This window comes from Roseateles sp. FW305-36, from assembly GCF_058787015.1.
In genome coordinates this window covers 191686-202614 of sequence record NZ_JBYSZK010000012.1, presented here as the reverse complement: position 1 = coordinate 202614, position 10929 = coordinate 191686, and the positions used below count along the sequence as shown (strand labels likewise).

Annotated in this window: 12 protein-coding genes; 3 read left to right on the top strand and 9 right to left on the bottom strand. The window is 70.0% G+C overall.

The features are described from left to right. Positions 1 to 153 precede the first annotated feature (153 nt). Complete coding sequence (locus AC3WOE_RS21550) at positions 154 to 792, bottom strand: YceI family protein (protein ID WP_492693384.1); 639 nt, start codon at positions 790 to 792, stop codon at positions 154 to 156. A 119-nt stretch (positions 793 to 911) separates the two neighbouring features. Between AC3WOE_RS21550 and AC3WOE_RS21545 the strand changes: the two genes are divergently transcribed. Further along, complete coding sequence (locus AC3WOE_RS21545; RefSeq protein WP_492693382.1) at positions 912 to 1805, top strand: winged helix-turn-helix domain-containing protein; 894 nt, start codon at positions 912 to 914, stop codon at positions 1803 to 1805. Here the strand turns inward: AC3WOE_RS21545 and AC3WOE_RS21540 are convergent. Together AC3WOE_RS21540 and pdxR are read right to left on the bottom strand one after the other, a co-directional pair. Then, positions 1775 to 2581: an MBL fold metallo-hydrolase gene (locus AC3WOE_RS21540; RefSeq protein WP_492693381.1), complete on the bottom strand. Its 807-nt coding sequence runs from the start codon at positions 2579 to 2581 to the stop codon at positions 1775 to 1777. The genes AC3WOE_RS21545 and AC3WOE_RS21540 overlap by 31 nt on opposite strands. A gap of 74 nt (positions 2582 to 2655) precedes the next feature. Beyond that, entirely contained in the window at positions 2656 to 4101 is a 1446-nt protein-coding gene (pdxR, locus tag AC3WOE_RS21535; protein WP_492693379.1) for a MocR-like pyridoxine biosynthesis transcription factor PdxR, read from the bottom strand. 74 nt (positions 4102 to 4175) lie between these two features. On the opposite strand from pdxR, the gene AC3WOE_RS21530 reads away from it, so the two are divergent. Beyond that, positions 4176 to 4655 carry a cupin domain-containing protein gene (locus tag AC3WOE_RS21530; protein ID WP_492693377.1) on the top strand — a complete coding sequence of 160 codons (480 nt, stop codon included), beginning with the start codon at positions 4176 to 4178 and terminating at the stop codon, positions 4653 to 4655. A 1-nt stretch (position 4656) separates the two neighbouring features. Here AC3WOE_RS21530 and AC3WOE_RS21525 read toward each other — a convergent pair whose 3' ends face one another. Continuing rightward, positions 4657 to 5397: an SDR family oxidoreductase gene (locus tag AC3WOE_RS21525; RefSeq protein ID WP_492693375.1), complete on the bottom strand. Its 741-nt coding sequence runs from the start codon at positions 5395 to 5397 to the stop codon at positions 4657 to 4659. A gap of 95 nt (positions 5398 to 5492) precedes the next feature. On the opposite strand from AC3WOE_RS21525, the gene AC3WOE_RS21520 reads away from it, so the two are divergent. Continuing rightward, positions 5493 to 6389: an AraC family transcriptional regulator gene (locus AC3WOE_RS21520; protein ID WP_492693374.1), complete on the top strand. Its 897-nt coding sequence runs from the start codon at positions 5493 to 5495 to the stop codon at positions 6387 to 6389. A 9-nt stretch (positions 6390 to 6398) separates the two neighbouring features. Here AC3WOE_RS21520 and AC3WOE_RS21515 read toward each other — a convergent pair whose 3' ends face one another. The 5 genes from AC3WOE_RS21515 to AC3WOE_RS21495 all read right to left on the bottom strand — a co-directional run bounded on the left by AC3WOE_RS21515 (position 6399) and on the right by AC3WOE_RS21495 (position 10814). Continuing rightward, positions 6399 to 6734, bottom strand: a complete 336-nt coding sequence (locus AC3WOE_RS21515; RefSeq protein WP_492693372.1) for a hypothetical protein — start codon at positions 6732 to 6734, stop codon at positions 6399 to 6401. 14 nt (positions 6735 to 6748) lie between these two features. Continuing rightward, complete coding sequence (locus AC3WOE_RS21510; RefSeq protein WP_492693370.1) at positions 6749 to 7882, bottom strand: ATP-binding protein; 1134 nt, start codon at positions 7880 to 7882, stop codon at positions 6749 to 6751. Next, on the bottom strand, positions 7876 to 8589 hold the full coding sequence (locus tag AC3WOE_RS21505; RefSeq protein WP_492693368.1) for a response regulator: 714 nt from the start codon (positions 8587 to 8589) through the stop codon (positions 7876 to 7878). Before AC3WOE_RS21505 ends, AC3WOE_RS21510 begins: the two co-directional genes overlap by 7 nt. Continuing rightward, entirely contained in the window at positions 8586 to 9482 is an 897-nt protein-coding gene (locus AC3WOE_RS21500; RefSeq protein ID WP_492693366.1) for a peptidase associated/transthyretin-like domain-containing protein, read from the bottom strand. Before AC3WOE_RS21500 ends, AC3WOE_RS21505 begins: the two co-directional genes overlap by 4 nt. Positions 9483 to 9566: 84 nt before the next feature. After that, positions 9567 to 10814 carry an ANTAR domain-containing response regulator gene (locus AC3WOE_RS21495; RefSeq protein ID WP_492693365.1) on the bottom strand — a complete coding sequence of 416 codons (1248 nt, stop codon included), beginning with the start codon at positions 10812 to 10814 and terminating at the stop codon, positions 9567 to 9569. Between the last annotated feature and the right edge of the window lie 115 nt (positions 10815 to 10929).

The window sequence follows — 10929 nt, the reverse complement described above, 5'->3', positions numbered from 1 at the left end:
GGATAGAAGCAAGCGCTCAGGATCAAGAGCGTCATCCGGTTGTGAACAACACATCCGATGCGTTCTCACACAGCCTCGCTGCGAACCGGTCACCGGGGCAATAGCCTCCAAGCAGCCCCCTCGCTCGTGAGCCAGGGGCTTCAAGTCACCCCCTCAAGACTTGCCCTTCACCCCCAGCGCATTCGTGCTGTTCCCCGCATCCCCGTCCACGCCCTCGCTGCCTTCGACCTGGATCTGGATGGCCATCTCGTCGCCCACAAGATCGAGGTAGGCATCCAGCCCGTAGTCCGAGCGCTTGATCGTTGTGCTGGCCGAGAAACCCACCGAGGGCTTCTCGCTGACCTCGTTCAGGCCCAGCTTGTTGAAGCGCAGGTCCAGCACGACGGGCCGCGTGACGCCGGCCAGGGTCAGATCGCCGTAGAGCTTGCCTTGCATGGCGTCGGTCTTCTCCAGCCTGGTGCTGCGAAAGCCGATCTGGCTGGAACCCATGAACAACTTGCCCCAGGAATCGTCTCCCCGCACCTGGTTGTTCCACTGCGCGTCGCCGAGGTCGATGGAGGCGATCGGCATGCTGACCTGGATGGACGAACGCGACCAGTCCTCGGCGTCGAAGACGAAGCGGCCCGGCGTCAGCCTGACCGTACCGAACAGATCGATGAAGCCCTGGTGGCGCAGGCTGAAGTTGACGCGCGAGAGCTTGCTGACGATGTTGTAGGTCGTCGGCGCGGCGTGGGCGGTCGCGGCGGAACAGGCCAGGACGGCGGCCAGCAGGGCGTGTTGAAGGCGGGACATGGGAGCCTCCTTGCTCGGTTGAAAAGGTGGCCCGTTGTAGTCAGCCAACCCCTGAACGGCCTGATCCCTCTCTGAAATCTTCTGAACGGGCCTGATTTCGTGCCGACAATGCGCCGGCCATGGACAGCCGTATCGCCACCGCCGCCCCGTTTCGCCTGCTCGACTGGCGTGTCGACCCGGCGCGCGGCCTGTTGACGCCCCTGGCCGGCGGCGAACCGCTGCGCCCGGACGCGCGCGCCCTGCAATTGCTGCTGCACCTCGCCGCACGGCCGGGCGTCGTCGTCAGCATCGATGAACTGCTGGACGAGGTCTGGACCGGTGTCGTCGTCAGCCCCGATTCCGTCTACCAGGCCATCGCCGGCCTGCGCCGCGCCCTGGGCGACGACACCAAGGAGCCGCGCTATATCGCCACCGTGACCCGCCAGGGCTATCGCCTGGTGGCGACGCCGGTGCCGGATCTGGAACTGCCACCCGCCCCCGCCGCCATGGCTGAGCCCCCTGCCCCGCCACGCCGGTCGCGCCGCGGCCTCGTGCTTGCCGCCCTGGGTGGGGTGATCGCGATCGCCGCCGGCCTGGCCGTGCTCAAGCCCTGGCAAGCCGCCGAGGCCGACGCCCGCTCGGTCGCCGTCATGCCCTTCCTGGACCTGACCGATGCCATGGACCAGGAGCCCTTCGCCGATGGCATGACCGAGCAGCTCATCGACACGCTGAGCCACCGCCCCGGCTGGAAGATCCCCGCCTTCTCGCGGGTGCTCTCCTACAAAGGCCAGGACGTGACCCTGACCCAGCTCGGCCGCGAACTGCGCGTGCGCCATCTGCTGGAAGGCAGCGTGCGCCGCTCCGACAACACGCTGCGCGTCACCGCCCGCCTGGTGCGCGTGGCCGACGGCTACGTGGTCTGGTCGTCCACCTACGACCGGCCGGCCAGCGACCGCCTGGGCGTGCAGGCCGAGGTCGCCGGCGAGGTCGGCAAGGCCCTGGATCAGGCGCTGACCGACACCATTTCGAAATAGCGCTCGAAGGACGCATCCACCGCGGCGCGCCCGCCGCCGATGATGTTCAGCCCCCAGGTGAAGCCGTAGACATCGTCGAAGGCCACGCCGCGCAGCCGCGCCTGCGTCTCGCGAACCCGGGCCGGCCGGGCCGGCACATGGTTGGGCACGCTGTACATGAAGCTGACGTGGCGGCGGTCCTGGGCCACGTGCAGGGCGTCGCCGGCCAGCAGCAGTGGCCTGCGGCTCGCACCGCCATCCCAATGCAGCACCGTGCTGCCAGGGAAATGGCCGGGGCAGCGCAGCAGCGTCGCGCCGCAGCCCAGGTCCAGGGTGTCGCCGCGCCAGAACTCCACCCAGCGCGAGCAGCGCGCCACCCACTCGCGGTCGTTCTCGTGCACGAAGATGGGCACGCCGCCCAGGGCCTCGCTCCAGCGCACCATGGCCGAATAGAAATGCGGATGCGAGATGGCGATGCGCTCGACGCCGCCGCGCCGCTTCAGTTCGGCCACGGCCTCGTCGGTGACCAGGGCCGTGCTCTCCCACAGCAGGTCGGCCTCGGGCAGATGCAGGGCGCGCTGCGGGATGGCAAAGCCCGGCGCGATGCCGATGCCGAACAGCGCATGGTCCATCTCCAGCCGGTTGCGATGCGTCGTGGCCAGTTCCTCGTGCGTCGTCCAGGCCTGGCCCTGCCAGCCCACGTACTGGCGCTCGTCGCTGCAGATGCGGCACAACGCTGGCGGCTGCAGGCTGTCGGCGTGCTCGGTTCCGCAGGTGCGGCACATGAAATAGGCCATGGGGTGCTCCGTGATGTCCAAGGCCTCCAGCCTAGGCAGGTCGATGGCTCCATCACAGGGCCAAGTTCAGCGATTCAAAGGGTGCCAAGCACCTTGGTCAGGCGCTTGATGGCCTCGGGGATGCGCGCCGCGGTGATGCTGCCGTAGCCCAGCACCAGTCCCTGCACACCGCCCTCACCCATCCAATAGCGGCTGAGTGGCTCGACCCCCACGCCGGCGGCCCAGGCAAGACGCGTCAGCTCGTCCGCGTCGACGTCTTGCAGCGCCACGGCCAAGTGCAGTCCGGCAATGGCCGGATAGATGGCCGCACGCTCGCCGAGATGGCGCTTCAGCATCTGCTCCAGCACACGCCGACGCTCGGCGTACTCGCTGCGCATGCGACGCACATGGCGCAGCAGATGGCCCTCGGCGATGAAGTCGGCCACGGCCGCCTGCATCAGCGCCGGTGCACCGAAGCCGGCCACATGCTTGGCAGCCAACAAGGCCTCGCGCGCCCAGGCTGGCGTCACGACATAGCCCAGGCGCAGGGCCGGCAGCATGCTCTTGGACAGGGTGCCGACGTAGAAGACACGACCATCGCGGTCTAGCGTTTTAAGTGCGTCCAGCGGCCGCGACGTGAAGCGGAACTCGCCGTCGTAATCGTCCTCGATGACGACGGCCTGGCGGGCCGCGGCCCAGTTCAGCAGCTCGCGCCGGCGCGCCAGCGACATGGCCATGCCCAGCGGCGACTGGTGCGACGGCGTCACGCAGACGATGCGCGTCTGTGCCGGCAGCGCATCGACCACCAGGCCCTCGCCATCCACCGGCACCGGCGCCAGCCTGGCACCCGCACCGAGCAGCGCCGCACGCAGCGGCGGATAGCCCGGGTTCTCGACCGCGGCCAGCGTGCGGCCCGGCGTGACCAGCACGCGGGCGATCAGGTCGAAGGCCTGCTGGGCGCCGGCCGTGATGACGACATCGTCGGCCGTGCAGGCCACCGCGCGCGACGATGACACATGGCCGGCGATGGCCTCGCGCAGCGCCTTCAGCCCTTGGGCCTCGGGGTAACGCGCCGGCTCGCGCGAGATTGCCTGCAAGGCGCGGGTCTGCAAGCGGCGCAGCACCTCGAAGGGAAAGCTCGCCACCTCGGGCATGCCGGTCTTGAAGTGATACGCCGGCGCCGGGCCGCTGGTCAGCGGTGCCGGCCAGCCGCCGCCTTCGCCGCGCAGCCAGCGGCTGTCGGCCCAGGGCGCCACGCTGGCGCGGTCCGACACCGCCACGGCGGCCTGGGGCAGCTCGGCGACGAAGCTGCCGCCCGCACCGCGCGACTCCAGCCAGCCTTCCGAAGCCAGCAGCTCGTAGGCGGCCACGGCCGTGTTGCGCGACACGCCCAGCTGCGCGGCCAGGTCACGCGACGACGGCAGCCTCAGGCCCGGCGCGAGTCGCCCCGTGGCGATGGCCTCGCGCAGGGCCGCATGCAGGCTGGCCAGGCGCGAACCGCGGTCGGCGAGCTGAAGGTCGAGCTCCAGGCTTGGATCCATGTTTTCTCCATGACTTGGCTCTTTTGCGGAGCCATGCAAGCCGGCACTCTAGCGCCTGCAAACAGGAGAACCCCATGACCATGACGACACCCTTCGACGGCCTTCAACCTCATGTCCGCGCGCACGTCGGCTCGGCACTGCAGCGCGCCGGCCTGGACGCCTGGATTCCCGAAGGCCCCGGCAAATGGTCGCTGCCGCTGAAGTTCCTCCCCGAGGGCGGCTGGGTGGAGTTGATGCGTCTAGAGCCGGGCACGAAGTTGACCCTGCACCGCCACCACGGCGAGGTGCACGGCCTCAATCTGCAGGGCCGGCGCCGCCTGGACGACGGTCGCATCATCGACGCCGGCGCCTATGTCTTCGAGCCCACGGGCAATGTCGACAGCTGGGAGGCCGTCGGCGACGAGGTGCTGGTGCTGCATGTCGTCGTGCGCGGCGATGTGGACTACGTGGCCGCCGACGGCACGGTGCAGCGCCACATCACGACAGCGGACGTGGTCGCCGGCTATCGTGACTTCTGCGGGGCGCGCGGCCTGACACCGCGCCTGGCGCCATGACTCAGGCCAGCGCCACCGCGTCCGCACCGGCCGGCAGCCGCATCGGACTGGCCGGCTCGGTCACGGCGCGCCAGACGGCCTCGGCCACGTCCGCTGCATGAGTCACCGCGTCGGCCGGCTGCTGGGCCCATTCGGCAAACACCGCGCCGGCCAGCTCGGCGTAGGGCTCGGGGATGGAGCCGTCCATGCGCGAGCGGGCGTTCTCGCCGAAGCGCGTGGTCGGCGCGCGACCGGGCAGCACGAGGGCGGCGCGCACGCCGAAGGGCGCCAGTTCCAGCGCCAGCGACTCGGTGAAGGCATTCACCGCCGCCTTGCTCGCCGTGTAGACGGCCAGCAGCGGCAGCGACTTCAGCGTGACGCTGGACGTGACGTTGACGACGACGCCCGCGCGGCGCTGGCGGAACTGCGGCAGCACGGCCTGCGTCATCGCCATCGTGCCGAAGGTGTTGGTCTCGAAGATCTCCCGCACGCGGTCCAGGGAGATGCCCTCCAGCGCACCGAGCAGGCCGATGCCGGCGTTGTTGACCAGGGCGTCGATGGGGCCGGCCGCGGCGAGGCAGTCGCGGATGCTGGCCGCGTCGGTCACGTCCAGCGGCAGCACGCGCAGGTGCTCGCTGCGCGGCAGCACGTCCTCGCGCGGCGTGCGCATGGTCGCGACGACCTGCCAGCCGCGATCAAGGAAGAAACGGGCCGTCTCGAGCCCGAAGCCGGACGAGCAGCCGGTGATCAGCACGGTTTTCATGAGGAACTCCTGTGGGATGGGGATGCGCCACGATAGGGCGGCGAAGCCGGACCGAATACAATTAAAAGTCCTTCAAACATTCGAATCAGTCCAGATTGATCGATCCCCTCACCGAGGTCGTCGGCCTGCTGCAACCCGGCGCACGCTTCTCCAAGGTCGTGGCCGGCGCGGGCCGCTGGCGGGTGCGCCGTGCCGATGCCGGCCTGCCCTTCTATGCCGTCGTGCTGGAAGGCAGCTGCCAGCTGACCATCGACGGCCAGGCGCCGCTGGCCCTGCAGGCGGGCGACTTCGTCCTCGTGCCGGCGGCCCAGCCCTTCACCAACAGCAGCACCGAGCCGCCTGCGGCCGACCTGCCCGACACGCAGCCCGCGCAACTGCCCGATGGCAGCTACCGCGTCGGCCTGCCGGATGCACCGCCCGACGTGCGGCTGCTGGTGGGCCATTGCAGCTTCGGCTCGCCGGACGCGGCTCTGCTGGTGTCGCTGCTGCCCCAGCTCGTGCATGTGCGCGGCGAACCGCGGCTGACGGCTCTGGTGCAGCTGCTCATCGACGAGACCCGCGGTCATCGCCCGGGGCGCGAGGAAGTGCTGGCGCGGCTGCTGGAGGTGTTGCTGATCGAGGCCCTGCGTTCGGCCCAAGGCACTGCGGCGTCGCCTGGCCTCGTGCGCGGCCTGGCCGATGCGCGCCTGGCCGCCGCGCTGCGTGGCGTGCACGCAGAGCCCGCACGTGCGTGGACGGTGGCATCGCTCGCCAAGGAGGCGGCGCTGTCGCGCTCGGCCTTCTTCGAGCGCTTCAGCCGCGCCCTCGGCATGGCGCCAATGAGCTATCTGCTGGCCTGGCGCATGGCGCTGGCGCGGCGGCTGCTGCGCGACGAGAACCTCGGCGTGGCCGGCGTCGCCGAGCGCGTGGGCTACAGCTCGGCCAGCACCTTCAGCGTGGCCTTCACGCGCTACGTGGGGCAGCCGCCGGCGCGGTACGCACGGGGCGCCTGAGCGCCACCGCTAGGGCAACACCAACGACACGACCACGCGGGCAAACGGCAGGCTGGCCACCAGCCCAACGCCGACTGCACACCAAAAGTCTCGACGCCGCAGGTCTGGCCGCCGACGAGCCAAGACGACCAGCGATGTGACCGAGATCAGCACCACCGCGCTGCCGCCAAGCAGAAGAAGCCCCGCGACCATGCTGCTGATCGAACGCCGTGGCAACACGTGCAGTTCGATCACGAACATCACGAGCAAGACGAAGCAGCCAACACCGAGAACAAAGCGCGTCCTCGATTTCACGCGGACCGCCGTCTGATCGGCCTCCGTGACATCGGAAGCGGCAGCGCCCATGCCCATCGACGGCACTAGAACACCACCTCTGCCCTCAACCCACCCTCGGGCCGGTTGCTCAGCACCAGCAGGGCGCCCTGGCGACGCACCAGCTGCTGGGCGATGTAGAGGCCCAGTCCCGTGCCGCCGGTCGCGCGGTTGCGCGAACCCTCGACGCGCCGAAACGGCTGGCGCACGCGCTCCAGCTCGGCCTCGGGGATACCAGGACCGTTGTCCTCGACGACGAGGCGCGTCACGCCGGCCGACAGGTCGACGCTGACTTGCGCAGTGCCGGCATAGCGCAAGGCATTGCCGACGAGGTTGTCGACGACGCGGCGCAGGGCGACCGGATCGGCGCTGACGATGGCCGCCGGACCGGTGAAAGTGACGGCGGCGCCCGTCTCGGCAAGGTCGTCCACGGCCGACTGGGCCAGGGCCGACAGGTCGACGCGCTGGGCCTCGGTGGCTTCGGCCGGGCGGAAGACCTCGATGACGCTTTCCACCAGGCGGTTCATCTCGCGGATGTCTTCCACGCAGCGCTCGCGCACGCCGTGCTCGACCTCGCCTGTCTCCAGGCGCAGCCGCATGCGGGTCAACGGCGTGCGCAGGTCATGGGAGATGGCCGCGATCATCAGGCCGCGCTCCTCGAACTGTCCGCTCAGTTCGGCCGCCATGCGGTTGAAGACAGCCGCAGCATCGCGCACTTCGCGCGTGCCTTCGTCCTCGTTCAGTTCGGGCGCCGGCCGGCCCTGGGCCAGGGCGGGCGTCAGCTGCTGGGCCGCGCTGACGAGGCGGCGCACCGGTTGGGCCAGCCAGCGCGAGCCCCACCAGGCCGCCAGCGCGATGACAACCAGGCGCACGCCGTAGTCGATGACGCTGGCGCCCCAGGGCAGACTGGGCGGCAGCGACGGGAAGGTGGGCAGGTGCGCCGGCATCTGCGAGCCGGGTTCGCGACGCGGCGGCGGGCCTTCGCCGAAGTCGCCATGAGGCGGTGGCATCGGTCGCCCGCCGTCAGCATGCATGGGTGGCGGCCCGCCCAGGTCGGACCGCCCCCGCAGCGTCTGCGAGAACAGACTCCAGGCGGCCAGGTGGCTCAAGGCCAGCGCGGCCCACATCAGCAGGAACAGGCGCAGGCCCAGGCGGTCCCAGTCCTTCCAGGGTTTCAGCACGGGCTCACCTCGGCATCAAACAGATAGCCCTCGCCGCGCACGGTGCGGATCAGGCTGGGCTCGCGCGCCGTGTCGCCGAGCTTGGCGCGCAGGCGCGACACGGCCAGGTCGATGCTGCGGTCGTTGACCTCGACGCCGGGTGCACGGGTCAGCTCGATGAGCTGGTCACGGCTGAGCACGCGGCCCGGGCGCTGCACGAAGGCGGCGAGCAGGCGGAACTCGGCGCTGGACAGGGCGATGCCCACATCGTCCTCGTTGAGGAGCTGGCGCGTCATGCGGTCGAAGCGCCAGCGGCCGAAGCGCAGCAGGCGGGTATCTTCGGGCAGGGCCTGGCCGCCCTTGCTGGATCGCCTCACCAGGGCCTGCAGGCGGGCGACGAGCTCGCGCGGCTCGAAGGGCTTGGCGAGATAGTCGTCGGCACCCAGCTCCAGGCCGACGACGCGGCTCATGGTGTCGCCGCGCGCCGTCAGCATCAGCACCGGCGGCGCATCGGCCTGCGTGCCCAGCCAGCGCAGCAGGGTCAGGCCGTCCTCGCCGGGCAGCATCAGGTCGAGCACGATGGCGTCGACCCTGGTCTGCGCCAGCATCTGGCGCATCGCCTGGCCATCGGCCGCCGCGCTGACCTGCCAGCCAAAGCCTTCGAGGTAGGCCTTGAGGCTGTGGCGGATCTCGGCGTCATCGTCGACAACCAGGCAATGTCCATTCATACGGCTATACCTACCTTGAGCTTGGCCACATAGCCCGCGCTGACCGATCCCGTCATCGTCGCGAGCTGGGTCGAATACCCGTCACTGAAGATGCCGTCGGTCGACAGACCTGTGGCATTGTTGTTCGCCGCGCTGTTGCCGTAGCCGCTGGTGGCGTAAACGGCGGTGTTGGAGTCCGACGGGAAGCACATCTGCGAGGTGCGCAGCTTGTTGTTCCAGTTCGTGGCCGTCGTCGTGCTGCGGTAGACCTCGAAGTGGATGTGGGGCACACGGCCCGAGTAGCAGCCCGGGTAGACGGTCTGGAACACGGCTGTGCCATCGCTGCCGGTGGCCTGCACGCCGCGCAGATAGTTCTCGCCGGTCACGCCGCTGGAGTACATGGAGTAGCGACCCCGGGCGTCGCAATGCCAGAGGTAGATGGCATAGCCCGACAGGTCGGCGCAGGACGAATTGGTATTCACGAGCTCGATGATGACCTGAAGCGGCACCCCCGTGGCAACGCCGCTGGCGCTGCCTATGCTGGAGCGGATGTCGCTGCGCACGATGCCCGACAGGGCCAGCACATTGGCCACGCTGCCTCCTGAACTGTTGGAGCCGTCGCCCGGATAGGGGCCTTCGGTCTCGGACGGGATGACGGAGCAGCTGCTGCTCGTCGAACCGGAGCCGCTCGAGCCGCTGCTGCCGGAAGAACCTGACGAGCTTGATGACGAAGAGTCGCTCGCTGTGCTGCCCCCGCCGCCGCAACCGGCCAGCGTGATCGCGCCGGCGCTGGTCAGCGACATGGCGCCGGCTCCAAGCAGCCAGCGCAGGGCGGCGCGGCGCTCGAAGCCCTGCTGGTGCAGGCGGCTCAGGTCATGGGCGAGGCCCTGATCGTGGTCATCATCGTGGTGCATTGCGGCTCCTTCGGGTGTCGGATGAACGCATTGCATCGCCCGGATGTATCGGGCGGATCGGCAGATTGTGTCTACGCCGACATGTCAGCCCAGGATCAACTGCAACGAGCCCTGCAGTGCCCGGATCAGCTCCTCCAGCGCCTGCAGCAGCCTCTCGCTGCCCTGGTGCATGCGCTGCACCGCATCGCCCTGCTCCACGCGCAGGCCGCGCAGCAACACCAGCCAGGCTTCGTCCACCGCCCTGAAGGCCGGCTGCAGGGCCGGGCCGGCCAGCGGCGCGGCGCGGACCTCGTCGTAGGCCTTGACGAATTCATCCAGGCCCGCCGCCAAGCCGCTGGTGTCGTGGCCGGGCAGCAGCTGGGCCAGCAGGCCTTCCTTGGCCAGGCGCTGGCTGAGCAAACGCAGCCGCGTGACCTGGGCCAGCAGGCCCACCGGGCGCTGGCCGGCGCGATCGAACAGCTTTTCCACCAGGGTCTCGCTGCTCTCCAGCAGGCGCTGCGCCGCGCGGTCGCTGCGGGCCAGATCGGGCTGGCGATTGGCCAGGGCGGCGTCCAGCTGGGCCCATGCCGCCGACACCGCCGACAGCTCCTCGACGAGGTCGTGGCGCAGCAGTTCGCCCAGGCGCGCCAGATTGGCCGCCACGCGTTCCGCCGACGCATCCAGCAAAGCTTGCGCTTCGCGCCGCTCCGGCGGCGCCAGCTTGGGCCATTGGCGCAGGGCCTGCAGCTTGACGAGGCGCTGGCTCAACATGCGCTGGGCCCCGGCACGCTCCAGGGCCTCGGACAGCTCCGAGGTGTGCACGACACCGCGCGCCACCTCGGGCAGCTTGGACTGGGTCTGCATGGCCGTGTTGCGCAGCAGGGCGAAGGCAGCCGCCTCGTCGATGCCGCGGGCCTGCATCAGCAGGCCCTTGGCGCGCTCCGTCCATTTGCGCTCGTCGAGCTTGGCCTGGGCCGCCAGCTCACGCGATTGCTGCTGGGCAGACAGGTCGCGGGCCCACAGCAGGGCCTCGGCCAGCACGCCGGCCTCCACGTCGGCGGGCAGCCACTGCACGGCGCCGCGGGCCACCACGGCGCGGCGTTCGGCGGCTTCAGGCGGCGGCGACAGCAGCACCACGGGCAGGCCGAAAGCCCGTTCGGAGTGCGAAAGCTGCGCCAATGCGGTGCGGTCGGGGCACCAGAGCAGGCCCAGGGCCGGCGCGTCGGCCGGGGCCGCAAGCTCTGAAACGGTGCGCAAGGTCCAGCCCTGGGCCTGCAAAGCGGTGGCTTGCGGAGGCGCTTCGGGGCAGCAGATCAGCAGGGGCAGCGGGGTATCGGGAGCGGTATCGGGCATGGCGTCGGGCTTCACGCCCCAAAACGGCGCAAGAAACAGGCCAAGCAGGCCGGCGCCGAGTGGCATGGGGTTTGCAAGTATCGGGCGTGGTTCCCGCAATGGTGCGGGCGCCTTC